Raw genomic sequence first — 25,964 nt, forward strand, 5'->3', positions numbered from 1 at the left:
TCGGGCGTCCTCCTTGCCCCGGGAGGACGCCCTTTCGGCGTTGCATAGAGGGCTTCGCACGCCGCCTGATCCGGTGGCCCTTTTTATCCTTTCCGGAACCCCGCTCCCGGGTGGACATGGGCGTCCTCAATCCTTAAAACAGCGCACCCTGTTTTCAACCGAACGTTTTCAACTGGACTTGACCCCCATGACCGGCCTTGCGCAGATCCGCTCCACTTTCCTCGACTTCTTCCGGAAGCAGGGGCATGAGGTCGTGGCCTCTTCGCCGCTCGTGCCGCGCAACGATCCGACACTCATGTTCGCCAATTCGGGCATGGTGCAGTTCAAGAACGTGTTCACCGGCGCCGAGAAGCGGCCCTACCGGCGCGCCACCACGGCGCAGAAATGCGTGCGCGCCGGCGGCAAGCACAATGACCTCGACAATGTCGGCTATACCGCGCGGCATCACACCTTCTTCGAGATGCTCGGCAATTTCTCCTTCGGCGACTATTTCAAGCCCGACGCGATCGATTGGGCATGGACGCTGGTCACCAAGGAATTTGCGCTGCCCAAGGAGAGACTCACCGTCACCGTCTTCTCGGAGGACGATGATGCCTTTGCGCTGTGGAAGAAGATCGCAGGGCTCCCGGAAAGCCGCATCATCCGCATCCCGACCTCGGACAATTTCTGGGCCATGGGCGATACCGGGCCTTGCGGCCCATGCTCGGAAATCTTCTTCGATCATGGCGACAAGATCCCGGGCGGTCCTCCGGGATCGCCGGACGCCGACGGCGACCGCTTCATCGAGATCTGGAACCTCGTCTTCATGCAGTTCGAGCAGGTGACCAAGGATGAGCGCATCACTCTGCCGCGGCCTTCGATCGATACCGGCATGGGGCTCGAACGCATCTCGGCGGTGCTGCAGGGCACGCATGACAATTACGAGACCGACCTGTTCCGCTCGCTGATCGCGACGATCGTGGAAGAGACCAATGTGCCGGCGACGGGCAAGCACAAGGCCTCGAACCGCGTCATCGCCGATCACTTGCGGGCATCGTCCTTCCTCATCGCCGACGGCGTGCTGCCGTCCAATGAGGGCCGCGGCTATGTGCTGCGCCGGATCATGCGCCGCGCCATGCGCCATGCCGAGCTGCTCGGCGTCAAGGAGCCCTTGCTGTGGAAGCTGGTGCCGGCGCTGGTGCGCGAGATGGGCGGCGCTTACCCTGAGCTCACCCGTGCCGAGGCCTTGATCGAGGAGACCCTCAAGCTCGAAGAGACGCGCTTCCGCAAGACGCTGGAGCGCGGCTTGAGCATCCTCGACACTGAATCGGCAACCCTCGGCAAAGGCCAGGTCTTCTCCGGCGAAACGGCGTTCAAGCTCTATGACACCTATGGCTTCCCGCTCGACCTCACCCAGGACGCGCTGAAGCCGCGCGGCATCAGCGTCGATACCGAAGCTTTCGGCAAGGCGATGGCGAAGCAGCGCGAGGATGCGCGCCAGGCCTGGAAGGGCTCGGGCGAGGCCAAGACCGACACGATCTGGTTCGACATCCGCGAGCGCGTCGGCGGAACGGAGTTCCTGGGCTACGACACCGAGAAGGCCGAGGGCGTCATCAGGACGATCGTCGCCGACGGCAAGGAAGTCGGCGAGCTGAAGGCCGGGGCCAAGGGCACGCTGGTGCTCAACCAGACGCCATTCTATGGCGAATCGGGCGGCCAGACCGGCGATCACGGGGTGATCCGCACGGCCGACGGCACGCTGTTCCGCGTCACCGACACGCAGAAGCGGGTCGGCGATCTCATCGTCCACCAGGGCGTGCTCGAGAAGGGCGCGCTCAAGGCGGGCGATGCGGTCGAGCTCGATGTCGACCATGTCCGGCGCTCGGGCAACCGCCAGCATCATTCGGCGACCCATCTCCTGCATGAGGCGCTGCGCGAGACGCTGGGCCATCATGTGGCGCAGAAGGGATCGCTGGTCGATCCGGAGCGCCTGCGTTTCGACTTCTCGCATAACAAGGCGATGACGTCTGAAGAGATCGCCGCGGTCGAGGCGATGGCGAATGCCGTCGTCCTGCAGAATGACGAGGTCAATACCCGCCTGATGAGCGTCGATGAGGCGATCGCGGAGGGCGCCATGGCGCTGTTCGGCGAGAAATATGGCGATGAGGTCAGGGTCGTGTCGATGGGCCTGAGGCCGGAAGGCAACAACCGGCGGATCTATTCGCTCGAGCTGTGCGGCGGCACCCATGTGCGGCGCACCGGCGATGTCGGGCTCATCAAGATCATCTCCGAAAGCGCCTCCGCTGCAGGGGTCAGGCGCATCGAGGCGCTCGCCGGCGAGGCGGCGCGGCGTCATCTCGAGACGCAGGACAGGCGCCTGCTGGCGGCGGCCTCGGTGCTGCGCGTGACGCCGTCGGACGTCGTCGAGCGCATCGAGACATTGCTCGACGAGCGCAAGAAGCTCGAGCGCGAGCTCGCCGATGCCAAGCGGCAGCTGGCGCTCGGCGGCGGCTCGTCCAAGGGCGATGAAGGAATTTCGGAAGCGGGCGGCATCAAGCTGATGACCCGGGTGATCAAGGGCATCAATGCCAAGGACATGAAGAGCCTGGTCGACGACGGCAAGGCGAAGCTGGGCTCGGGCGTCGTGGCGCTGATCGGCCTCAATGAAGAGGGCCGCGCCGGGCTCATTGTCGGCGTGACGCCCGATCTCACGCAGCGCTTCAATGCCGTCGACCTGGTGCGCATCGGCTCGGAAGTCTTAGGCGGCAAGGGCGGCGGCGGCCGTCCCGACATGGCGCAGGCCGGCGGCCCCGACGCGTCCAAGGCCGAAGCGGCGCTCAAGGCTATCAAGGACGCCGTCGCCGCCTGATCCGATTTCGTTGTATGATGCGCGGCCGTTCGATTCCACAAATAGCGGCCGAAAGGAAGCGCATGGCCCCGGTCTCGGCGCGCCGCAGGGTCTATGAGATCATCGAGCCCGGCATCAGGCGCGACAGCCCCGCGCTCTGGTTCGAGCGTGCGTCGATCCTGATCATCCTGGCAAGCGTCGCCGGTGCCGTCGGCTCGACCGTTCCCGGCCTCGATCCCCGGATCCTGGCCAACCTGCGCAATGCGGAGCTTGTCTTTGGCCTGTTCTTTCTCTGCGAATATGCCGCCCGCCTGTGGACGGCGCCGGAGCACCCGGTCTTTGGCGGCGAGAAGGGGCGTGGGCTCATCGCCTATCTGGCCTCGCCTTTGATGCTGCTCGATCTGGTCGGCGTCCTGCCGCTCCTGCTGCTCATCGCCCGGCCGCAGGCTTCAGGTCCGATCCTCATCTTCCAGGTGCTGCGCTTTTTCCGCCTGGCGCGCTATTCGCCGGCGCTCGCCACCGTCGGGCGGGTTCTCTCGAATGAATGGCGCCCGCTCATGGCGGCGGGCCTTATCGGTCTCGGCCTCCTCCTCGTCGCGGCGACCGGCATGTATCTCATCGAGCACGACGTCCAGCCCGACCGTCTGGGAAGCATTCCCGCCGCCATGTATTGGGCGGTCGTGACCGTGGTGACCGTCGGCTATGGCGATGTCGTGCCCGTGACGCCGCTCGGCAAGCTTTTCACCGGCTTCGTCATGCTGTGCGGGCTGATTTTCTTCGCGCTTCCGGTCGCGATCATCGCCACCGGTTTCCTGGCCGAGATCCGGCGGCGGGACTTCATCGTGAATTACGGCATGGTGGCGCGGGTTCCGGCGTTTACAGGGCTTGACGGAGCCGCACTTGCCGAGCTTGTCAGCCTCCTCAGGGCGCGAAAATTTCCGCCCGACACGATCATCATCCGCAAAGGCGATGAAGGCGACAGCATGTATTTCATCGCGTCCGGCGAGGTAGAGGTCGTGCTGCCGCGCCGGTCGATCAGGCTTACGGAAGGCGATTTCTTCGGCGAGGTGGCGGTGCTCGGCCGCGTCCGGCGAACGGCGACGGTGATCGCGCGACGAACCGCGGAGCTCCTCGTGCTCGATGCCGCCGACGTCGTCAAGTTCATGGAACAGAATCCGCGTGTCGAGGCTGTCTTGCGCGAAGCCATGACGGCCCGGCAAATGACTCAGGAAGAAGAGCCCGCCTGATCGATCGGCAATGCCGTCGTCTCCTTGATCTTCTCCATCACGAAGCTTGCCGACACGTCGGTCAGCGCGATGCGGGCGATGAGGCGCTTATAGAGATCGTCATAGCCCGCTATGTCGCTGACCACCGCCTGGAGAAGGTAGTCGGTCTCGCCCGTGGTGCGGTAGACGCCGATGATCTCGGGGAATTCGCGGACCGCGCGGGAGAATTTCTCCAGCCACTTCTCCTCATGCTGGGCCGTGCGGATGGCGATGAAGGCGGTGAGGCCGAGGCCGAGCTTCGCCGCATCGAGCAAGGCGACGCGCCCCTTGATGACGCCCGCCTCTTCGAGCGCCTTGATCCGGCGCCAGCAGGCATTGCGCGACAGGCTGATGCGCTCGGCCAGCTGATCGACGGTCAGCGTCGCGTCGCGCTGCAGCTCGGCCAGGATGGCGCGGTCGGTTTTATCCAGCATATTGGGATAATATCCCAATATTTGCCTTCGGAGCAATCATATTTGGGACGAAATCACGCGAATCTCGTGAGAATATCTGTGTCTGTTCCAGTTTGGAGGAAGCCCCATGATGCAGCGCCTTTTCTTCGCCCATCCGCACAAGGTCGGCGAGGGCTATTTCGAGCATATGCTCTTCGCGCTCACCTTCAGCGGACGGCTGTTCAAGGCCGCGGGCGCCGCCTTCCTGCACGCCTTCGTTCCCGCGCTCTGCGAGACCACGGCCTCGCAGGCGATCATCGACATGCATGCGGAGATCGCGGCGCGGCGCAAGGCGATGGCGCAAAGCGGCGCCGTCAGCGCTTCGGCGGCCACTCGGCCGTATCATGGTCAGGGTGCTGCAAGCTCCTGAGCTTCGCCATATCATCGGGGCTGCGGTAGTCCTCGGTCTTCTGGCGCGGCAGGCCGGAGAGCGACTTGAACCATGTGAGCTCGGCCTCGACGCCCGCCTGCTCGATGGGTGCGGCCTTTTCCGGATCATCGAGCGTCCCGATGGCGATCTCATAAGTAGGATCGCCATCTTCCTTCATATGGAGCGGGGTGCCGCATTGGGTGCAGAAGCCCCTGGCGACGATGGCCGATGAGCGGAATTCCGCCGGCCGGCCGCGCGTCCAGGTGAGCTGCGCCACAGGAACGGAGACGAGGGCCGCGCCCCAGCTCCCGAAGGCCTTCTGGCACATGCGGCAATGGCAGATGCCGGGCCGGCCCAAGGGACCGTCAATGCGATAGCGTACCGCACCGCATTGACAGCCGCCTGTGAAGACCGGTCCAGCCATATTCGTCTCCTTTGATCGGAGCCCACCCTTATCCGAAGGGCCTGCCAATTTCCGTCAGCAGACCCACGCTGGAAGTGTTGTCGGGCGCATAGCCTTATCCGAAAAGTCTGGATGGCCGCCTCAAGGGCGGCCATGGACTTTTCGGGGCTATGCGTCAGGCCATCGCCTTCTGCAGCGCCTTGTCGACGGCGTCGATGAAGCCCTCGGTCGACAGCCAGGCCTGGTCGGGACCGACCAGCACCGCAAGGTCCTTCGTCATCTTGCCGCTCTCGATCGTCGCCACCGTCACCTCTTCGAGCGTGCGGGCGAATTTCTTCAGCGCCTCGTTGTTGTCGAGCTTGGCGCGATGCGCGAGGCCGCGGCTCCAGGCGAAGATCGAGGCTGTCGAATTGGTCGAGGTCTGCTTGCCTTCCTGATGCAGCCGGTAATGGCGCGTGACCGTGCCGTGGGCCGCTTCCGCCTCGACCGTCTTGCCGTCGGGCGTCATCAGCACCGAGGTCATGAGGCCGAGCGAACCGAAGCCCTGGGCCACGGTGTCGGACTGCACGTCGCCGTCATAGTTCTTGCACGCCCAGACATAGCCGCCGGTCCATTTGAGCGCCGAGGCCACCATGTCGTCGATCAGCCGGTGCTCATAGAAGATATTGCGCTTCTCGAACTCCGCCTTGAACTCCTTGTCGTAGATCTCCTGGAAGATGTCCTTGAAGCGTCCGTCATAGACCTTGAGGATGGTGTTCTTGGTCGACAGATAGACCGGGTAGTTGCGGTTGAGGCCGTAATTCAGGGACGCGCGGGCGAATTCCTTGATCGACTCATCGAGGTTGTACATCGCCATGGCGATGCCCGATCCCGGTGCGGAGAAGACCTCATGCTCGATGGTCTTGCCGTCCTCGCCGACGAACTTGATCGAGAGCTTGCCCTTGCCGGGGAATTTGAAGTCGGTGGCGCGGTACTGGTCGCCATAGGCGTGGCGGCCGACGATGATCGGCTTGGTCCAGCCCGGCACCAGGCGCGGCACGTTCGAGCAGATGATCGGCTCGCGGAAGATGACGCCGCCCAAGATGTTGCGGATCGTGCCGTTGGGCGACTTCCACATCTGGTGGAGATTGAACTCTTTCACCCGCGCCTCGTCCGGCGTGATGGTGGCGCATTTGACGCCGACGCCGTGCTTCTTGATGGCATTGGCGGCATCGATGGTGACCTGGTCCTTGGTCTTGTCGCGGTTCTCGATGGAAAGATCGTAATATTCGAGCGGGATGTCGAGATAGGGATGGACGAGCTTGGTCTTGATCAGCTCCCAGATGATGCGCGTCATCTCATCGCCATCCAGCTCGACCACCGGATTTGCGACCTTTATTTTTGCCATGGAACCAGCCTCTTCATGCTTGGATGTTCGGAAGGAGCCGTGCCTATAGCAAGCAGGTGGAGGATGAGCAAATCCCGAAGTAGGAAGCACGGCCCATCGTTTCCCCCTCTCCCGTCCGTAGGATGGGAGAGGGTGCCCGAAGGGCGGGTGAGGGCTCTTTGTCTCAGCAAGGAATGCTCGTTGAGATCAGCACGTGCTGCGCAAAAGAGCCCTCATCCGGCCTATCGGCCACCTTCTCCCACGCTTTGCGCGGGAGAAGGGAAAATGTCTCAGAGCCAGTTGCCCATGAGGATGAAGGCCGACCAGAAATAGGGATGCTGGAAGCCGGGTTCGGCCAAGGGCGCATCGGCGGCTGAGATGTCGACGACCTCATTGGCCGAGCGCGAGGCGGTGACCATCCCGGCAGGCGCCATCTCGCCCTTCAGCATGGCGATCTGGGCGCGGCGCAAGGCTGTGGCCTTGTCGAGGCCTTCCGCCAAAAAGCCTTTGTAAAAGCCCGACATCAGCAGCGATGTCGATGAGTCGGCGATCGGCCACAAGGTCGCCATGACCGAAGAAGCGCCGCGCTTCTGGACGACGGACGCGAAGCTCTCGATCTCCGCTCCCGTCTGATCGACGCCGCCCGCCGTCTCGCAGGCCGACAAAGCGAGAAGGTCGAGATCGGTCAATCTGAATTTCTCGTCCTTGCGGAATTCATCGAGCGACAGGCTGCGGCCGTCGCCCAGGAGCAACACTGACTTGCCGGCATCGCCCGGCACCAGGCGGAAGTGGCTTGCGACATGGAGATAGAGCGGATGCGCCTTCAGCGCATCGCCGAGCGACAGGTTGCTGAAATCCTCATCCATGCGCGGGAAACCGCCGAGATGGCCCTTGGCGTCCTTGCCGTCGAAAATGGCCTCGAGCTCCTCGGCAACGCCGGGCAGGGGCGCGAAGCCCACATGCTCCTTGGTGACGCCGAAGCCCGCCGCCTTGCTGCGCTCGCGCGGCGTGGCTTCGTAGCGCGTATTGGCGGCCGTCGTCGAAAGGGCGATGGCATAGTCCTCGATCAGATAACGCTCGCCGGTATGGAGTGCGGCCAAGGGCACATAGCGCAGGACGCCGCTCAGATTGAACATGAGGACATCGGCATGTGACGACTTGAGCTCGGCCTCGACCGGCTTCACCAATATGTCGTAGAGCCGCTTGAGATGAAGCTTCGCGTCGGGATCGCGGCGGGATGTGGCGCTCCAGGCCCTGAACACGAGAAGCGCCATCTCCTTGCGCCCGACCGGCACCGATTTGTGGATGCCGGTGCGTTCCGTCGTCAGGAAGATGTGAAGTGCGGTGTCGAGGCTCGCGATCTGCAATTCGACCGCGCGTCCTTTCATGGTCTTGAGACGCTCCTGAGTGGCGTCGACCAGATCGAGATCGAGCTTCCCGACCTCGCGCTCGATCTGGCGATCGGCATTCGCCACCTCGTCCAGAAGGGCCTCGATATCGGTCTGCTGCTTGCGGAACTGCTGGGAGAGTGTCGTTTCCAAAGCCTGAACGAGGCGTTCTTCGTCCTTGCTGAGGCCGATATCGGCGGCCTTCTTCTTCAGCTTCTCGATCTCACGGGCCGCCGTGATCGGCGCGTCGACCAGATCCATGATCTGGCCCGAGAGATCGGACTCGGTCGGCGTCAGGGCGGCGCGGCCATCGACATCGGCGGCTTCCGCGTCGTCGCGGCGGACGAAATCGAACAATTCCTGCTGCTTGATCAGGTCGAGGACCTGCTGGGCTTCCTGCAGGCGCCCGGCGGTGATCAGCATATTGGCCAGATATTCGTAGAGCTCGCGATAGCGCGCCGCGAGCGCCTTGGTGAGCTCCTCGGGAAGATTGCGGTTCTGGGCGCGAATCTCCTGGTTGATATTGACCGCCATCTTGGCGAAGGCGATGGCGGCATTGAGATTGCCCTGCTGATTGAGAACCTGCGACAGCGACCAGTAGCTTTGCCGCAAGTCCTCGGGCGCAGCCTGCTTGTGCAGGCTGCGGATGCGCAAGGCGCGCAGGCCATAGGTCAGGGCCTCGCTGTTGAGGCCGATGCGCGCGGCGGAGCTCGCGAGGTCGGAATAGACATCGGCGATGCGCCGATGATTCGGACCAAAAATGCTCTCATAGATTTTGGCCGCCTTGAACAGAGGTGGCCGGGCCTCGGTGAATTTCCGGTTCTCGCGATAGATGCCGCCGAGGCGGTGATAGGCGGAAGCCACGCGGTCATGCGTCGCGCCATAGGCGGCAACATAATGCTCGATCGAAAGATTCTGGACGCGCGTGGCTTCATCGAGACAGCCGGCGCGGACGAAGGCGACGCTGACATCATCGAGGACTTCCGGGATGCGCCGCTGGGCGCGCGAGTCGGGGCCTGTGTAAATGCGCAAGGCCGCCCCCAGATCCTTGAGAGCCGCTTCCGACTTTCCCATGCCGCGATTGATGGTCCCGGCGAAATGAAGCGCCAAGGCCGTGGTGCGATGCCCATCGCCCAGCCGGTCGCGGCTGAGCGTCACCGCCTCATTGGCCAGCGCCAGAGCCGTTTCGCGATTGCCCAGGCGCGCATGCAGGCTCGCCGTGTCGATGAGAAGCTCGGCGAGGCGGCTCGTCTCGGCGGGAAGGTTGGCTTCATAGATCTCGCGCGCCGTCCGGAAGGCCGAAAGAGCGGCCTCGAACTGCGTCATGTTGAGATCGATCTTGCCGATATTGTGGAAAGCAAGCGCGACCTTGGGATGCTTTTCGCCGAGAACGGCTTCATAGGCCGTCCGGGCTGAGTCATACATGGCGCGCCCGCTCAGGCGATCGCCTTTGTTGGTGTAGGTCTGAGCGAGCTCCATCTGGAGATCGCCGAACTCGGCGCGCCGGTTCAACCCTGAGTCCTGATAGATGCGGGCCGCGGCCGCCAGCGCATCGACCGCCTGCTCATATTGCGCCGCATCGCGATAATCGCGCGCCAGCAGGCGATAGGCTGCCGCTGCCCGGTTGCTCTTTTCGCCGTATTTACGGATGGCATCGGCAAGCCGCTTGCGCGTTTCCGCGATCTTGGATTCCTTCTGGGCGGCGCGCTCGGCCGGATCGAGCGAAGACGTGACCGGGCGCTGCGGAACCTGCGGCATGGATTTCTGCCGCCCGCCGGCAGCGATCTCATAGATGCTCAACGCATCCGGACAAGCGAGCTTCACCGCGGCGCTGTCGGGCAGCGGCACAACCGCTTCCGGCGGCGGCGCGGCGGCATCCTGGGCCTCGGCAACCATAGAGGCGCCGCCCAGCGCCATAAGCACCATGGCGGCCTTGATCAGAAGGCGCATCATCAATGCGATCCGGCCATTTGGACCCGCAAGCCTATTGAACCTCCACGATTGACGCAAGGTCCTGTTGCGCCAGCGCTTTTGACAGGGACGAGGGCAGGGCGCATATCGTCGGCGCGATGACCGCCGCCGATTCCTCCCCGCCAGACCGGACCCCGCAGAATTATGCCTTTCGTCACCGCGGATTCCTGTATTACTGGCTGTCACGCCTTCTGGTGGCCTTCGCGACGCAGATCATTTCCGTTGCTGTCGGCTGGCAGGTCTATGACCTGACCCGCGACCCCTTCGATCTCGGCATCGTCGGACTGGTGCAGTTCCTTCCTCTGCTGCTCCTGGTGCTGATCACCGGCGCCGTGGCCGACCGCTATAACCGGCGCGCCATCATGGCGATATGTCTCGTTCTCGAAGCCGCGATCTGCGCCGGACTGCTGGTCATCACCGTGAGCGGCGCCACGAAAGTCTGGCCGATCTTCGCCTTGCTCGCGGTGTTCGGCGTGGCGCGCGCCTTCATGGGACCGGCATCGCAATCGCTCCTGCCCAATCTGGTGCCACCGGCTGCCCTGAGCAACGCGATCGCCTTGAATTCCTCCTCATGGCAGATCGCGACGATTACCGGACCGGTGGCGGGAGGCCTGCTCTACGGACTTTCGGCCACTGCGGCCTATGGAACGGCTCTCGTCCTCATGGCCATCGGCGCGGTTCTTGTCGGCTTGATCCCGAAGCCGGTGCAACGCATCTCGGGCCAGGCAAAAAGCCTTGCGACCCTGTTCGCGGGCTTCCGCTATGTGTGGTCGGAGAAAGTCGTGCTCGGCGCCATCTCGCTTGATCTCTTCGCCGTCCTGCTCGGCGGCGCCATGGCGCTCTTGCCGGTCTATGCGCGCGACGTGCTGCATGCGGGACCCTGGGGCCTCGGCCTGCTGCGCGCCGCTCCCGGCATCGGCGCACTCTTCGTCGCCGGGTGGCTGGCGCGAAATACCATTCGCGATCATGCGGGCATCATCATGTTCATCTTCGTCGCGGGCTTCGGTGTGTTCACCACCGTATTCGGCGCCTCGACGGCGATCTGGCTCTCGGTCCTGGCACTGGCGCTCGCCGGCGCCTGCGACATGATCAGCGTCTATGTGCGCGAAACCCTCATCCAGCTATGGACGCCGGACGAGGTGCGCGGACGCGTGAACGCGGTTAACATCGTCTTCATCGGCGCCTCCAACGAGCTGGGCGAGTTTCGCGCCGGCATATCGGCGGCTTTGTTCGGCGCGGTGCCGGCCGTCGTCTTCGGCGGCATCGGCACCGTCGCCGTCGCTCTTCTGTGGGCGATATGGTTTCCGCAGCTGCGCCGGATACGCCACCTGGACGGCAAGCATTAGCAACGGAGCCCCCGCAAAAAGTCGCAGGCGCGTGATCAGGAAAAGTGGACACCGGTTTTCCGTCCGATCACGCGCCAAAATTAAGAGTCTGGATGGCCGCCTCAAGGGCGGCCATGGAGGCCCGCTGCGACAGATGAGGTGTTGCAACAGTGCTGTGTTTGCCGCAGGTTAGGGGCAACGTCGACATCTGAAGGCTTGCCGCAATGGATGGCTTCGATCCGGTCCTCTTGGCCCGCTGGCAATTCGCCTTCACCGTCAGCTTTCACATCGTTTTCCCCGCCTTCACCATCGGTCTCGCAAGCTATCTCGCGGTGCTCGAAGGCTTGTGGCTCGCAACCGGCCGCAACACCTTTCTGGCGCTCTTCCACTATTGGAAGAAGATCTTCGCCGTCACCTTCGCCATGGGCGTCGTCTCAGGTCTGGTGATGAGCTACCAGTTCGGCACGAATTGGAGCGTGTTCGCCGACAAGGCCGGTCCCGTCATCGGTCCCTTGATGGGCTATGAGGTGCTCACCGCCTTCTTCCTCGAAGCGGGATTCCTCGGCGTCATGCTGTTCGGCCTGAACAAGGTCGGACGCGGCCTGCATTTCGTCGCCACCGCGATGGTCGCCTTCGGCACCTTCCTGTCGGCCTTCTGGATCCTGTCGGCGAACAGCTGGATGCAGACCCCAAGCGGCCATACGGTCAATGCCGCGGGACAGTTCATGCCGGTCGACTGGTGGGCCATCATCTTCAATCCGTCCTTCCCCTATCGCCTGGTCCATATGGTGATCGCGGCCTACCTCACCACGGCGCTTGTCGTCGGTGCGGTCGGCGCCTGGCATCTGTTGCGCGACAGCGTCAACCCGCATGCCCGTGTCATGTTCTCGATGGCGATGTGGATGCTGGCGCTGGTGGCGCCGATACAGGTTCTCGTCGGCGACCAGCACGGCCTCAACACGCTCGAGCACCAGCCGGCCAAGATCGCCGCCATGGAAGGCCATTTCGAGACGCGCGCCGGAGCACCGCTCATCCTCTTCGGCTGGCCCGATATGGAAGCCGAGAAGACGCTTTATGAAGTGGCGATCCCGCAGCTCGGCAGCTTGATCCTCACCCATGACTGGAACGGCGTGGTGCAGGGCCTCAAGGACTGGCCCAAAGAGGACAGGCCCAATGCGACGATCGTCTTCTGGTCGTTCCGCATCATGGTGGGCCTGGGCTTCCTCATGCTGGTGGTCGGCCTGTGGTCGCTCTGGGGACGCTTGCGCAAGAACCTCTATGTTTCGCGACCGCTCCTTGTCGCGGCACTCCTGATGGGGCCCACGGGCTTCGTCGCCGTGCTCGCCGGATGGGTCACCACCGAAGCCGGGCGCCAGCCCTATACCGTCTATGGGCTCCTGCGCACGGCCGACTCGGCGGCACCGGTCGCGGCGGAAGCGGTGGCGGCCTCGCTCATCGCCTTCATCGTCGTCTATTTTGCCGTCTTTGGCGCCGGCATCTTCTATATCCTGCGCCTGATGGCGAAGCCGCCCATCCCGGACGAGCCCGACAGTCCGAGCGATGCGCATTTGCGATCGGCTGGCATCGTGCCGGCGCCGGCGCTCGAATCGGTCGGCGAACTGCAGCCGCAGAGGGAGGGCTTGCGATGACGATCGATCTCGCTTTCATCTGGGCCGCGCTCATCGCCTTCGCCGTCCTTGCCTATGTGGTGATGGACGGCTTCGATCTCGGCATCGGCATATTGTTCCCGTTCTACAAATCGGAAAGCGATCGCGACCGGATGATGAATTCGGTGGCGCCGGTCTGGGACGGCAACGAGACCTGGCTGGTGCTGGGCGGCGGCGGTCTCTTCGCGGTCTTCCCGCTCGCCTATGCCGTCATCATGCCGGCCCTCTATGCGCCGATCATCATCATGCTGCTGGCGCTCGTCTTCCGCGGCGTCGCCTTCGAATTCCGCTGGCGCACCCATCGCGGCAAGTTCCTGTGGGACTGGGCCTTCGCTGCGGGATCGATCGCCGCCACCTTCGCGCAAGGCATAGCGCTCGGCACCATCGTGCAGGGCATTCCGGTGGCCGACCGCGCCTATGCCGGCGGCTGGTGGAACTGGCTGACACCGTTCAGCGTGTTCACCGGCATTGCCCTGGTGGTCGGCTACGCGCTCCTCGGCGCCACCTGGCTCATCCTCAAGACCGATGGCGCGATGCAGGAGAAGTCGCATCGCTTCGCCCTCGTCCTCGGCCCGGCGACCCTCATCCTCATCGGCCTGGTCAGCCTGTGGACGCCGTTCCTCGAGCCGCTCTACATGGAGCGCTGGTTCACCTGGCCGCGCATGCTCTATACCGTGCCGGTGCCGCTGCTCGTGGCGATCGCGGCCTACGTCCTCATCAAGGGCATCCTGCGCCGCGAAGAGCTGACGCCGTTCCTCGCATCGCTGGCGCTCTTCGTGCTGTCCTTCATCGGCATCGGCATCAGCTTCTATCCCTATATCGTGCCGCCGACGCTCACCATCTGGGACGCGGCAGCGCCCGATGAGAGCCTGGGCTTCCTCCTGATCGGCGCCGTCGTCCTCATCCCGATCATCCTCGCCTATACTGCCTATGCCTATTGGGTGTTCCGCGGCAAGGTCGGCACGGAGGGCTATCATTGACGGCGACACCGGGCGACAGGCCCCTCTGGCAAAGGTTTGCCTGGTTCGTCCTGCTCTGGCTCGCCGGCATTGTTGCCGTCGGGGCGGTTGCCTGGGTCATCAGACTGTCTCTCGGGTTATAGGCCGGTTCCTTGCCATTCCGTGCCGTTCCCGCCATAAGAACGGCCGCACTGAACTTTCCTGTCGGATATCATGGTAAAATCGCTGAAATTGGGTGTCGCCGGGCTCGGAACGGTCGGCACCGGGCTTCTGGACCTCCTGGCCAAGCATGGGCCCGAAATCGCGCGCCGCGCCGGCCGTCCCATCGAGATCACCGGCATTTGCGCCAGAGACCGGGCCAAGGATCGCGGCCATGACCTCACCCGCTTCGCCTGGTTCGACGAGCCTCAGGCTCTCGCCCGGTCCGACGCCATCGACGTATTCGTCGAACTGATCGGCGGCGATGGCGATCCGGCGAAATCCGCCGTCACGACGGCGCTCACTTCAGGCAAAGCGGTGGTGACCGCCAACAAGGCGCTCCTCGCCCATCACGGCGTGGCGCTCGCCAGGCTCGCCGAGGACAAGGGCGTCGCGCTCAATTTCGAAGCCGCGGTCGCGGGCGGCATTCCGATCGTCAAGACGATGCGCGAGGCGCTCGCCGGCAACCAGGCGACGAAAGTCTTCGGCATCCTCAACGGCACCTGCAACTACATCCTGACCAAGATGGCTGAGGAGGGGCGCAGCTTCGCCGACGTGCTGAAGGAAGCGCAGCAGCTCGGCTATGCCGAAGCCGATCCCACTTTCGACATCGGCGGCTTCGACACGTCGCACAAGCTCGCCATCCTGGCTTCTCTCGCTTTCGGCGCGGAAGTGAATGTCGCGGAGATCGACATCGAAGGCATCGAGGCGGTGACCCTTGCCGACATCCGCAACGCCAATGAGATGGGCTTCAAGGTCAAGCTGCTCGGCGTCGCGCTGGCGACGGCCGACGGCATCGAGCAGCGCGTGCATCCAACGCTCGTGCCCAAGGGATCGCCGGTCGCCGATACCGACGGCGTCTTCAACGCGGTCGTGGTGCAGAGCGATTTCGCCGGCGACCTGATGCTGGAAGGCCGCGGGGCGGGTGCGCATCCGACCGCCTCGGCGGTGCTCTCCGATATCGCCGATATCGCGCGCGGCAATCTCAGGCCTTCTTTCGGCCTTCCGGCGAAAGACTTGCGCAAATACAAGGCGGCGCCGAAGCGCGCGCATGAAGGCGGCTATTATGTGGCGCTCGAGCTCTATGACAAGCCGGGCGCGGTCGCAGCCATCGCCCGGATCCTTGCGGACGAGAAGGTGTCGATCGAAAGCATCGTGCAGAAGGCTCCCGCGAAGGAAGGCGCCATCGCCTCCTTCATGCTCGTCACACATAAGACACTCGATTCATCCATGCGTCATGCTCTCGCCCGGATCGAAAAAGACGGGCATGTCGCCGCCAAGCCGCGTATGATCCGTATCGAACGGCTTTAGACTTTTCTGGAGGACCCTGATGCTCAATCGCATGCTTACCATCGAGATCGCCCGCGTCACCGAGGCGGCGGCCATAGCCGCGGCGGGCTGGCGCGGCAGAGGCGATGAGAAGCTTGCCGATCAGGCGGCGGTCGATGCGATGCGCCAGGCGCTCAACGCCATCGTCGAGATGGACGGACTCGTGGTCATCGGCGAAGGTGAGCGCGACGAGGCGCCGATGCTCTATATCGGCGAGCATGTCGGCGGCGGCAAAAGCTGGCGCATCGACATCGCGCTCGATCCGCTGGAAGGCACGACGCTGTGCGCCAAGGCGATGCCGAACTCGATCGCCTGCGTCGCCATGGCGGAAGGCGGCAGCCTGCTGCATGCGCCCGACACTTACATGGACAAGATCGCCATTGGCGGCGGCTATCCCGAAGGCACCGTCGATCTCGATCTCTCGCCGCAAGACAACATCGCGCGCCTCGCCAAGGCGAAGGGCGTGCCGATGGCGCAGATCACCGCCTGCATCCTCGACCGGCCGCGGCATGAGAAGATCATCGCCGGCGTGCGCGAGACCGGCGCCTCGGTCAGGCTCATCACCGACGGCGATGTCGCGGGCGTCATCCATACGGCCGATCCGGACGAGACCGGCATCGACATCTATCTCGGCATCGGCGGGGCGCCCGAAGGCGTGCTCGCGGCCGCCGCTCTGCGCTGCATCGGCGGGCAGATGCAGGGCAGGCTCGTGACCTCGAGCGCCGAGCAGAAGGAGCGGGCGCGCAAGATGGGCATCTCCGACTTCAACAAGAAGTTCACGCTCAACGACATGGCCTCGGGCGATGTGATGTTCGCGGCGACCGGCGTCACCGACGGATCGCTCTTGCGCGGCGTGCGCTTCGACAAGGAGCATGTCACGACCGAGACGGTGGTGATGCGCTCGGCCACCGGCACGGTGCGCTGGATCAAGAACCGCCGCCGCGCCGATGCGGGAGATTGAGTCAGCACAATCCAGATGGACAGGCATCAAAAGGCCTATGTGTGCTTACACGTCTTTGAGAGGAAGAGACCTGTCTTGCTGGTCTCTCGCGCAGACGGCGACTGGTGCTTTTTATGCGGTGAAGGCCATGAGAACGTCGCGTCCAATTATCGTGTCGTCGGATTGGGGCATGTGATCGATGATGATCCGAGCCTGTTGCCGGTTCTGGATTTGCCTACCGATTGGGAGGCCGAAAGAACGACGCCTCGTTCACCCTGGATTCGGACCAAAGGCATCCCAGATCAGTAGAATGGCCTGAGGCGGATTTTCATACCGGCAGATCCAGCACCTCATTGGCGCCGAAGCCCATCGATGCATAGGCCGCGAGGCTCTCGGAGCCGCGGCCGCGCGCCGAAGTGAGATAGACGGTCCCGCCGGGAACACCCGTGACCGCCACGCCATTGACGGCCGCCGTGCGCAGAAGTTCGCTGACACGCCGCGCGATGGCCGGTGCCGGATCGATATAGGTCACGGGCCAGGGGGCTACGTCGCGGATCTCTTCGAGCAACAGCGGATAATGGGTGCAGCCGAGCACGACGACATCGGTCATGCGGCCGTCACGCTTGCGGAAGACCGGCGCGATCTCGTTTCTGAGCTCCTCTTTGTCGACAGGCTGGCCCTTGAGCTTCGCTTCGGCAATCTCGGCCAAGCGCTTGGCGCCATGCAGGAACACCTTGCAGTGAAAGGCATAGGTGTGAATGAGCGTCTTCGTATATTCGCGATTGACGGTGCCGGGCGTCGCCAGGACGCCGATGAGGCCCGATTTCGTCTGCTCGGCGGCGGGCTTGATGGCGGGAACGGTGCCGACGAAAGGAACCCGATAGGCCTCGCGCAAGGCGGCGAGCGCCAAGGTGCTGGCGGTGTTGCAGGCAATGACGACGAGATCAGGCCGGGTCTGCGCAATGAGCGAGCCTACGACGGCGACGATGCGCTTGACGAGGGCGGGCTCATCCCAGGCGCCATAGGGAAAGGCGGCATTGTCGGCCGCGTAGATCAAGGTCGCCTTGGGCTCGGCCGCCCTCACCGCCGAGGCGACGGTGAGGCCGCCCATGCCGCTGTCGAAGAGGAGGATGCGCGGGGCGATCATTCGGAGCCCTGGCCTTTCTTCTTGAGATGGGTGCGGGTGAGGGACGAGACGATGCCGCGCAGCGAGCGCACTTCCTGCTCGGTGAGCGCGGCCCTGGCGAAGAGGTTGCGCATGTTGCGGATCATTCCCGGTTTCTTCTCAGGCGTCTTGAAGAAGCCCGCTTCGTCCAATTCACTCTCAATATGATGAAAGAATCCATAAAGCTCGTCTTTCGTCGCCGGGCGGGTATCGGGCGTCATGAGGCCCGGCCCTGAAAGGGCGGGAAGCTCGGGTGTCGCCTGGCCCAGGGTCTCGGCCTCATGCTTGTACCATTCATAGCCGACGAGCAGCACGGCCTGGGCGATATTGAGGGATGCGAAGGCCGGGTTCACGGGAGCGGTGATGATGATATCTGCGAGCGAAACTTCGTCATTATTGAGACCCCAGCGTTCGCGCCCGAAGAGCAGCGCCAGCTTCTCAGCCCGGCCGATCCTCTCGCGCATGTCGGTTCCCGCCTGTTCCGGGGTGATCACCTCCTTGACCATGCCCCGGGGCCGGGCGGTGGTGGCATAGACGCGATGGAAATCCTTGAGGGCCTCATCGAGGGTCGGGTGGATCACGGCCGATTGGATGATCCAGTCGGCGCCCGAGGCCGCTTTCAGCGCCCGCTCATTGGGCCAGCCGTCCCTCGGATCGACAATATGCAACTCATGCAGGCCGAAATTGGCCATGGCGCGCGCCGCCGTGCCGATATTTTCACCAAGCTGCGGATTGACCAGGACGACCGCCGGGGCGGGGCCTGAGGGATGGGCTTGCGTCTTGTCGGTGCCGGCCATGGCGTGTCGCTTAACTTATTCGTGAGCAAGGGAAAATGTCAGGATCGTCACATGCGATCTGTGATTGCGTGATTTGTAAATTGCGTCAATATTGGACCTGTTCGAGGTATGCATGAACGACGGTAAGACGCAACAGACTGATTTCCGCCTCGCCGATCCGGCACAGTTCGCCCGCAACATGGCGAAAGTCTTCGAGCAGGCGGCCCAGATCGCCCGCAACCTCGCCGAGACCGCACCCAATCCGCAACGCGACATGGAAGCCCAGGTCACGCCGATCGAGCAGGTGGTCAAGACGCTGGCCACCGTCGCCCAGTCCTATGCGCAGGATCCGCAAAAGCTCATGGAAGCCCAGATGCGGCTGTGGTCGAGCTATGGCGAATTGTGGCAGTCGGCCTGGCGCAAGGCGCTGGGCGAGGAGGTGGCTCCGGTCGCGGCCCCCGAGCGTGGCGATCGGCGCTTCACCGACAAGGACTGGCAGCAGAACACGGTCTTCGATTTCCTCAAGCAGTTCTATCTCCTGTCGGCGCGCTGGGCGGGCGATCTCGTCGAAGAGGCGCAAGGCCTCGACGACCATACGCGCCACAAGGCCCGCTTCTATGTCGACCAGATCGCCAATGCCGTCTCGCCGTCCAATTTCGCCTTGACCAATCCGGAAGTGCTGCGCGCCACGCTTGCCAGCAACGGCGCCAATCTCATCGAGGGGCTGAAGAACCTCGAAGAGGACATCAAGGCCGGCCAAGGCCGCCTGCGCATCAAGCAGACCGACCTTTCGGCCTTCGAGCTCGGCAAGAATGTGGCGACGACGCCGGGCAAGGTCGTCTTCCAAAACGACACCTTCCAGCTCATCCAATATCAGCCTGCGAGCGAGAAGGTCTTCGAGATCCCGCTCCTCATCGTGCCGCCCTGGATCAACAAGTTCTACATTCTCGACCTGAATCCCAAGAAATCCTTCGTGCGCTGGGCGACGGAGCAGGGCTTCACCGTCTTCGTCGTGTCCTGGGTCAATCCGGACGAGAAGCACGGCCACAAGACCTTCGCCGATTACATGCGCGACGGCTTCCTCGCAGCACTCGACCAGGTCCAGACGGCGGCCGGCACCCGGAAAGTGAACGTCATCGGCTATTGCGTCGGCGGATCGCTGGTCGCGGCGGGCTTGGGGTATCTCGCGACCAAGGGCGATGAGCGGGTCAACGCGGTCACCTTCTTCACCACGCAAGTCGACTTCGAGAAGGCCGGGGATCTGCGCGTCTTCGTCGACAAGGAGCAGATCGAGTGGGCCGAAGGGCGCATGAAGGACAAGGGCTATCTCGCCGGCCGCCATGTCGCCGATGCGTTCAATCTCTTGCGGTCGAACGACCTGATCTGGTCCTATGTCGTCAACAACTACATGCTGGGCAAAGACCCGATGCCGTTCGACCTGCTGTTCTGGAACAGCGATTCGACGCGTATGCCGGCAGGCGTGCACAGCCAGTATTTGCGCGAATGCTATCTCAACAACCGCCTGGCGCAGGCGCAGATGACCTTGGACGGCGTGCGCATCGATCTGAAGAAGGTGAAGCTGCCGATCTACAATCTGGCGGCGCGCGAGGACCATATCGCGCCCTTGCCGTCGGTCTTCCGGCTCGATCAGAATTTCGGCGGCGATACGCGGCTCGTGGTGGCGGGCTCAGGCCATATAGCGGGCGTCGTCAATCCGCCCGAGGCGCAGAAATACCAGTATTGGACGAATGACAAAGGGGCCAAGACGCTGGAGGACTGGCTCAAGGGGGCGACCGAGCACAAGGGCTCCTGGTGGCCCGATTGGCTCGCCTGGATGACGCCCAAATCCGGCAAGAAGGTCAAGGCCAGGGTTCCGGGTGAGGGCAAGCTCAAGGCGATCGAGGACGCGCCTGGCAGCTATGTGCTTGTGAGGGCTGAGTAATCCTTAAGCCGCGCGGCCGATTGACAAGCCCTCGGGCGTGCATTACACGAAGCTCCCAACGCGGGGCCGCATTTGGCTTCCCGCGTTTTTGCTTGCCTGTGGACCTGGTTTTCCTTGGCGAAACGAAGGTCCTGTCGGCCGGGCAACCGGCAGAGGAGGGCTCGCTCAATAACCCGGCGGTCGCAAAGGCCGCCACCTATTATTTCGAGACTTTGGAGCTACAGATGACGAAACGCGTGCAAGCCAAGCACAAGATCGACCGACGCATGGGGCAGAATATCTGGGGTCGCCCCAAGAGCCCCATCAACAAGCGTGAATATGGCCCCGGCCAGCACGGCCAGCGCCGCAAGGGCAAGCTCTCCGACTTCGGCATGCAGCTCAGGGCCAAGCAGAAGCTCAAGGGCTATTATGCCAATATCTCCGAGCGCCAGTTCTACGGCATCTATTCGGAAGCGGCGCGCATGACCGGCGACACCTCGCAGAACCTGATCGGCCTGCTCGAGCGGCGCCTCGATGCGCTCGTCTACCGCGCCAAATTCGTCCCCACCATGTTCGCCGCCCGCCAGTTCGTGAGCCACGGCCATGTCAAGGTGAATGGCCGCCGGGTGACCATCCCCAGCATGCGGCTCAAGGCGGGCGATGTCATCGAAGTCCGCCAGAAGTCGAAGGAGCTGCCGGTGCTCCTCGAAGCGACGCAGCTCGCCGAGCGCGACGTGCCGGATTATGTCGAGACCGACCACAAGTCCATGACCGCGAAGCTGTCGCGCGTGCCAGGCCTGTCGGACGTTCCCTATCCGGTGCAGATGGAGCCCAATCTGGTCGTCGAATATTATTCGCGCTGATCGGTTCTCTTGCGGGATTTTCACGACGGCGAGGCTTTGCCTCGCCGTTTTGTTTTGCGCCGGTGGTCAGTTCGCAACGAAGCAGTAGAACAGGCCGGCCCCGCCGGTGCCCTTGAAGGCTTCCATGCTGCAGCCGCCGCGCGTCGGGTGCGACATGTTCCATGACTTCGCCTCGGCGGAATCGTTCAGGCCCATGCGATCGGAGTGGCCGACGATCGCGGCGCCCTCGGCACCGCTCATCGTCCAGTTGCCGCAGGTCTCGGGCGCCGCCGTGCCGTCCGCCTTGGAGCCGGTCAGTATGTCGTGATGGTTCGGATCGTCGCCGCGTCCGTTGATGACATTGCCCTTCTCGTCGAGGCGGTCTGCTTGGTCAGATTGTTCTTGTCGCTGTGGAGAGAGGCGACATCGTCGGCGATCTTCTCACCCTTGGCGTTGAACCAGGGACCGGCGCCGATACGATCCTTGGCATTCTCGGCATCCGTCGACAAATAGGCTTTCCAGGTCTTGCCCGTCGCGGCGCCGGCTGCGGCCGCGAGGCTCGCGCAATAGGCGTCCGCGCCGGCCAACCCGCCAAGATCGCCACCCTTGCCGGGGTTGACGCTGGTCACGAAAAAGCTCATCGACGTATCCTGCGCCGCGACAGCTATTGTCGCGCAGAGCAAAAACGCTCCGGCAAGTCCAGCAATCCTTGTCATGGTCATCCTCCGGGTTGCGTCCCCGGATCAAACTAGCTTGGCGATGATGCCGGCAAAATCAAACCCTTGTGACCCGAGAAATCTAGTGCAATCGCCATTCGCTGCCGACGAAGCGCAGCTCCGCCGGACCGACAATGGACGAATGCGCCACGCGCACCTCGCAGACGGGGCCATCGAGATTGTGGGTCCAGAAATCGAGAAACTTGATGAGGCGCGGGAATTGCGGGGCGAGATCGTAGTCCTGCCACAGGAAAAGCTGCAGGATGTCGCGGTGATCGGGCATGCGGTACATGATCTCCGCCGTCGTCAGACTCCAGCCACGCAACTGACCTTCGAAGGCTTTGTCGCTCATCGCCATTCCTCCTTGAGAGTCGGCGAATCCAAATCTGGTACACCGGACATGTTCGGTCAAGGCGATGAAGATTGATTTAACGCCTATTTTTCAAACGCTTAGCAGCCTATGCTGAAGAGTGCTGCTAACCGGTGCCACTTCATGGTCGCAGTGAAAAGACCTCGGAGACCTTGGCGTCGGCATAGGCAAAGCAGCCGGCGAGCGAGGGATTGAAGGGCAATTCGGCATAGGTGCCAATGGCGCCCTGGCTTTCGAGGCGGCCCGCCAGCCCCTTGTCCTCGCCCGCCACGACCCACACGAAGCCCAGCCATGTGCCACGCAACGGCTTGCCATTGGCGGCGATGATGCGGGCGAACATCTCGTCCTCGCTCATGCCCGGCTCGAACACGGCAAGCAGCGGACCTGGCGCTTCGAGGGGAAGTGCTGCCTGGCGCATGGTCACCGCCATGACGATGAGCCACACGATGAGGACGAGGCCGCCAAAGGCGGCGGCGAATTTGTGACCTGGCCAGGTCCCCGTCATGCCGGCGCTGGCTGCACGAAGCTGGTGGAGCGCTGCTCGCGGATCGGGAGATGGATGATGGCCGCGAAGACACCGAGCGCCGCCCCCATCCACCAGACCGGATCATAGGAGCCGAACTGGTCATAAAGCCGTCCGCCGAGCCAGACGCCGAAGAAGGAGCCCACCTGATGGCTGAGGAACACGAAGCCGTAGAGTGTCGCCATGTAGCGCGTGCCGAACAACACGGTGACGAGGCCCATGGTCAGAGGAACCGTTGACAGCCACAGAAGCCCCATCGAGGCGGTGAAGATGATCGTCGTCACATCGGTGACGGGCAGGAGGATGAAAGCGACGATGGCGATGGAGCGCAAGAGATAGATGATGCTCAAGGGAATGCGCTTGGAGTGTCTGCCGCCGATGATGCCCGAATAATAGGAGCCGGCGACATTGAACAGGCCGATGGCGCCCATGGCGAGACCGGCGAAGCCCGCGCTGATGCCATGCTCCTGCAGATAGGGCGGCAGATGGACGGTGACGAAAGCGAGTTGGAAGCCGCAGACGAAAAAGCCGGCGGTGAGCAGATTGTAGGAGCGGTTGCCGAAAGCGGCCTTGATCGCCTGGCGCAGGGTCATCTCGGCTTCGCCGGGCGGCAGCGCGCTCTTCGAGGTGTTCTGCGCCATCAAAGGGAAAGCGAAGATGATCATGAGCAAGGCGCAGGCGGCGAGGATGAGCAGCGCCTGATACCAGCCGAAGGCCGGGATCAGGGCGCCCCCCAGAGGCGCGAAGATGAACTGGCCGAGGGAACCCGCCGCGGTGGCGATGCCGAAGGCCCAGGACCGCTTTTCCGGCGGTACCAGCCGGCCGAAGGCGGCCATGACAATGCCGAAGGACGAAGCGGCGATGCCGATGCCGATCAAAATGCCGCCGCTGAAATGCAGCATGGCGGGGCTCGCCGCCCCGGCCATGAGGGCGGTGCCGACGGCATAGAACACCGCACCGCCCATGAGGACGCGAGCGCTGCCATAGCGGTCGGCAAGGGCGCCCGAAATCGGGGTAGCGATTCCCCAGAGCAGGTTCTGGATGGCGATGGCGATGCTGTAGGTCTCGCGCGGCCAGCCATGTGCTTCGGAGATCGGACCGGTGAACAGTCCGAAGCTCGAGCGAATGCCGAAATTGACCATGGCGACGAGGCAGCCGGCGACAATGATGACCGACGGCAAAAAGTACCAGGGCTTGGTTCTCGGCAAGGTCTGTTCGCTCATAGGCGCCTCGAAAGTTGGGCCGCGCAGGATAGGGTGTTGGACCAACTGGTCAAACTGCTTTCTGTTCATGCCGGACCCGCCTTGGGCGCGTGATCTATCGCGGCCCGAACTGGGCGACGGCAACGCCGAGCACGATGCACAGGCCGCCCAGCACGGTCAGCCAGGTCACGGTCTCGCCGAGGATGAGCACGCCGGCAAGAACCGCAATCACCGGAATCAAATAGAGAAACGGACCGGTCGTCGTGGCCGGAAGCTTTGCCGAGGCATAGGTCCAGCCGAGCATGGCGATGAAGGTCGAGCACGAAGCGAGATACAGCACCTCCAGCCATTGCCGCAGGGTCATGGTGTGCAGCGTGTCGATGGTCTGGGGGGATGCCAAAGCAAGCATCGGCACTGTCGCGATGATCGTGCTCATCGCGGTGATGGGCAGGGGGCCATAGCGCTGGAAAATCGCCTTGCCCGGCACGGAGTAGAAGGCCCAGGCGAAACAGGCGAGAAGCAGCAGCACCGCGCCCATGAGGTAGGACTGGCCCAGGTCGATGTTGGTGAGATCGGTCCACAAGAGCAGGACAGTGCCCAATATGGCGAGGATCAGTCCGAGGACGATGGAGAGCGTCAGCCTCTCGCCCAGTATCACCACCGCCAGAAGGGCGACGAACAAGGGTTGCGTCGCGTAGATGAGCCCGCCAATGCCCGCGGGCACATGGGCGAAGCCATACATCGAGGCCAGGGCATAGCCGAGGAGGCCGACCAGCGAGACGACGAGCAATCGCGGCCAATCGCGTCTCGCGATGCGCCAGCCGCCGGTCACGGCGAGCACGATGATCCAAACGAGGGAGATCGGGATATAGCGGATGACGAGGGAGTCGGCGGGGCCTATTCCCAAGGACTGCGAGCGCAGGAAGACGGGCGTCATGCCCCAGATCAGCATGGTGAGCAGCAAAGCGGCGAAGGGCTTCGCTCGATCCATGGCTTTAGCTCGTCGTGGCTTTGCGGCAGAGCCAGATGCCGGCGAGGATCGCAGCCCCGCTCGCCAGCATCATCGGGGTCAATGGCTCGGAGAACAGGATCCAGGCGACGACCGCGGCGACGGCGGTCTGCAGGAGGCCGGTCATCGACGAGAAGGAGGTGGGCAAGTGGGCCAGCGCGAAGGTCATGAGCCCTTGGCCGCCGGCATGGCTGATGACAGCGAGGCCGAGAAGGATCAGCCAGCCCGCGAGCGAGCCTGACAACAGCGTTGGGCTCATGGCTAAGGCAAAGGGCAGGAGGGCGAGCGCCGCCACGAACGTCATGTAGTACATGATGGTCGTCGTCGAGCTGTGGCGGCGCACATTGGCGATGATCAAGAGGTAGAGGCCGAAGAACAAAGCGGCGAGCAGCGCATAGATGCCGCCAAGCAGCCGGTCGGGCGGCGTCACGACGGCGCCGGTGCGCTGCGCGGCAAGGGTCGCGACGCCGAGCAGCGCCAGGCCGAGGCCTGCGATGAACAAGGTCTTGATCTTTTCGCCGAAGAGGAAAACCGAAGCGACCGTCACCATGATCGGCACGGTGCTGGCAAGAAGCGTCGCCTCGAGCACGGTCGTGTGGGCGATGGCGAGATGCCAGAAAGCGATATCGGCGGCAAAGGCAAGCCCGGCAAGAACGAGGCGGATGCGATCGCTGCGGCTGAGAGCGGAAACGGGATCGATCCGATCGCCGCTTGCCCAAGCGAAGAGCCAGACGGCGGGGACGGCGAAAGCCAGCCGGTAGAAGCCGGAAGCGAGCGGAGCAAGGTCCGAGAGCCGGGCAAAGATCGGCGAGAAGCCAACCGCTATGCCCGCACCCAACAGGGCCAGGAAGGCGAGCGAGGAGGCGTGCGAAGTCGTTGGATGAGTGACCGCCATGAGGTTGGGAAGTGAGTTGCCCGAAGCACGCCTGAGCGTCAATCGCCAGCCGGGAGGGCCAGCCATGCGTGATGCGTGGGGTCGG

22 protein-coding genes and 1 pseudogene are annotated in these 25,964 nt (G+C 63.5%); 11 read left to right on the plus strand and 12 right to left on the minus strand.

Annotated elements, in window-relative coordinates; genetic code table 11:
• The first annotated feature begins 187 nt into the window (after window positions 1-187).
• Both alaS and DS839_RS01230 read left to right on the plus strand, forming a co-directional pair.
• Window positions 188-2,848: an alanine--tRNA ligase gene (alaS, locus tag DS839_RS01225; protein ID WP_119268456.1), complete on the plus strand. Its 2,661-nt coding sequence runs from the start codon at window positions 188-190 to the stop codon at window positions 2,846-2,848.
• A gap of 62 nt (window positions 2,849-2,910) precedes the next feature.
• Entirely contained in the window at window positions 2,911-4,074 is a 1,164-nt protein-coding gene (locus tag DS839_RS01230) for a cyclic nucleotide-gated ion channel (RefSeq protein ID WP_162918216.1), read from the plus strand.
• Here DS839_RS01230 and DS839_RS01235 read toward each other — a convergent pair.
• A complete protein-coding gene (locus tag DS839_RS01235; protein ID WP_119268832.1) occupies window positions 4,053-4,526 on the minus strand; it encodes an Lrp/AsnC family transcriptional regulator in 474 nt (157 codons plus the stop codon). The two genes, DS839_RS01230 and DS839_RS01235, sit on opposite strands and share 22 nt — an antisense overlap.
• A 106-nt stretch (window positions 4,527-4,632) precedes the next feature.
• Here DS839_RS01235 and DS839_RS01240 point away from each other — a divergent pair, with 106 nt between their 5' ends.
• On the plus strand, window positions 4,633-4,914 hold the full coding sequence (locus DS839_RS01240) for a DUF6356 family protein (protein WP_438816480.1): 282 nt from the start codon (window positions 4,633-4,635) through the stop codon (window positions 4,912-4,914).
• Here the strand turns inward: DS839_RS01240 and DS839_RS01245 are convergent.
• From DS839_RS01245 to DS839_RS01255, 3 genes are all read right to left on the minus strand, one after another.
• Window positions 4,859-5,338 carry a GFA family protein gene (locus DS839_RS01245; protein WP_119268458.1) on the minus strand — a complete coding sequence of 160 codons (480 nt, stop codon included), beginning with the start codon at window positions 5,336-5,338 and terminating at the stop codon, window positions 4,859-4,861. The two genes, DS839_RS01240 and DS839_RS01245, sit on opposite strands and share 56 nt — an antisense overlap.
• Window positions 5,339-5,492: 154 nt before the next feature.
• A complete protein-coding gene (locus DS839_RS01250) occupies window positions 5,493-6,704 on the minus strand; it encodes an NADP-dependent isocitrate dehydrogenase (RefSeq protein WP_119268459.1) in 1,212 nt (403 codons plus the stop codon).
• A 269-nt stretch (window positions 6,705-6,973) separates the two neighbouring features.
• A complete protein-coding gene (locus DS839_RS01255) occupies window positions 6,974-10,024 on the minus strand; it encodes a CHAT domain-containing protein (RefSeq protein ID WP_119268460.1) in 3,051 nt (1,016 codons plus the stop codon).
• A gap of 116 nt (window positions 10,025-10,140) precedes the next feature.
• On the opposite strand from DS839_RS01255, the gene DS839_RS01260 reads away from it, so the two are divergent.
• From DS839_RS01260 to glpX, 6 genes are all read left to right on the plus strand, one after another.
• Window positions 10,141-11,388, plus strand: coding sequence for an MFS transporter (locus tag DS839_RS01260; RefSeq protein ID WP_119268461.1), 1,248 nt, complete (start codon window positions 10,141-10,143; stop codon window positions 11,386-11,388).
• A 203-nt stretch (window positions 11,389-11,591) separates the two neighbouring features.
• Entirely contained in the window at window positions 11,592-13,016 is a 1,425-nt protein-coding gene (locus tag DS839_RS01265) for a cytochrome ubiquinol oxidase subunit I (protein ID WP_119268462.1), read from the plus strand.
• Complete coding sequence (cydB, locus tag DS839_RS01270) at window positions 13,013-14,014, plus strand: cytochrome d ubiquinol oxidase subunit II (RefSeq protein WP_119268463.1); 1,002 nt, start codon at window positions 13,013-13,015, stop codon at window positions 14,012-14,014. Before DS839_RS01265 ends, cydB begins: the two co-directional genes overlap by 4 nt.
• Window positions 14,011-14,136, plus strand: a complete 126-nt coding sequence (locus DS839_RS36840) for a DUF2474 family protein (protein ID WP_119268464.1) — start codon at window positions 14,011-14,013, stop codon at window positions 14,134-14,136. Before cydB ends, DS839_RS36840 begins: the two co-directional genes overlap by 4 nt.
• A 70-nt stretch (window positions 14,137-14,206) precedes the next feature.
• Window positions 14,207-15,502: a homoserine dehydrogenase gene (locus DS839_RS01280; RefSeq protein WP_119268465.1), complete on the plus strand. Its 1,296-nt coding sequence runs from the start codon at window positions 14,207-14,209 to the stop codon at window positions 15,500-15,502.
• A gap of 19 nt (window positions 15,503-15,521) precedes the next feature.
• Entirely contained in the window at window positions 15,522-16,481 is a 960-nt protein-coding gene (gene glpX / locus DS839_RS01285) for a class II fructose-bisphosphatase (RefSeq protein WP_119268466.1), read from the plus strand.
• Window positions 16,482-16,788: 307 nt separating this feature from the next.
• Here glpX and murI read toward each other — a convergent pair whose 3' ends face one another.
• Window positions 16,789-17,607 (minus strand): glutamate racemase, encoded by an 819-nt coding sequence (gene murI / locus DS839_RS01290; protein WP_119268467.1) that lies wholly within the window; start codon window positions 17,605-17,607, stop codon window positions 16,789-16,791.
• The gene (locus DS839_RS01295; RefSeq protein WP_119268468.1) at window positions 17,604-18,422 is read right to left on the minus strand and encodes an RNA methyltransferase; all 819 of its coding nucleotides are present in this window, start codon (window positions 18,420-18,422) and stop codon (window positions 17,604-17,606) included. The genes murI and DS839_RS01295 overlap by 4 nt, the downstream gene beginning before the upstream one ends.
• A gap of 112 nt (window positions 18,423-18,534) precedes the next feature.
• On the opposite strand from DS839_RS01295, the gene DS839_RS01300 reads away from it, so the two are divergent.
• Both DS839_RS01300 and rpsD read left to right on the plus strand, forming a co-directional pair.
• Window positions 18,535-20,343 carry a PHA/PHB synthase family protein gene (locus DS839_RS01300; RefSeq protein WP_119268833.1) on the plus strand — a complete coding sequence of 603 codons (1,809 nt, stop codon included), beginning with the start codon at window positions 18,535-18,537 and terminating at the stop codon, window positions 20,341-20,343.
• Window positions 20,344-20,567: 224 nt separating this feature from the next.
• A complete protein-coding gene (gene rpsD / locus DS839_RS01305; protein ID WP_119268834.1) occupies window positions 20,568-21,185 on the plus strand; it encodes a 30S ribosomal protein S4 in 618 nt (205 codons plus the stop codon).
• 66 nt (window positions 21,186-21,251) lie between these two features.
• Here the strand turns inward: rpsD and DS839_RS01310 are convergent.
• The 6 genes and pseudogenes from DS839_RS01310 to DS839_RS01335 form a co-directional block, all read right to left on the minus strand.
• A pseudogene (locus DS839_RS01310) lies at window positions 21,252-21,880 on the minus strand (hypothetical protein).
• Window positions 21,881-21,962: 82 nt separating this feature from the next.
• Window positions 21,963-22,232: an usg protein gene (locus DS839_RS01315; RefSeq protein WP_438816481.1), complete on the minus strand. Its 270-nt coding sequence runs from the start codon at window positions 22,230-22,232 to the stop codon at window positions 21,963-21,965.
• A gap of 139 nt (window positions 22,233-22,371) precedes the next feature.
• Complete coding sequence (locus DS839_RS01320; RefSeq protein WP_119268470.1) at window positions 22,372-22,755, minus strand: hypothetical protein; 384 nt, start codon at window positions 22,753-22,755, stop codon at window positions 22,372-22,374.
• Window positions 22,752-23,996 (minus strand): MFS transporter, encoded by a 1,245-nt coding sequence (locus DS839_RS01325; RefSeq protein WP_119268471.1) that lies wholly within the window; start codon window positions 23,994-23,996, stop codon window positions 22,752-22,754. The genes DS839_RS01320 and DS839_RS01325 overlap by 4 nt, the downstream gene beginning before the upstream one ends.
• A gap of 94 nt (window positions 23,997-24,090) precedes the next feature.
• Window positions 24,091-24,966: a DMT family transporter gene (locus DS839_RS01330; RefSeq protein WP_119268472.1), complete on the minus strand. Its 876-nt coding sequence runs from the start codon at window positions 24,964-24,966 to the stop codon at window positions 24,091-24,093.
• Window positions 24,967-24,970: 4 nt separating this feature from the next.
• Window positions 24,971-25,945: a DMT family transporter gene (locus DS839_RS01335; RefSeq protein WP_119268473.1), complete on the minus strand. Its 975-nt coding sequence runs from the start codon at window positions 25,943-25,945 to the stop codon at window positions 24,971-24,973.
• Window positions 25,946-25,964: the final 19 nt, after the last annotated feature.

The organism is Taklimakanibacter deserti (assembly GCA_003574785.1).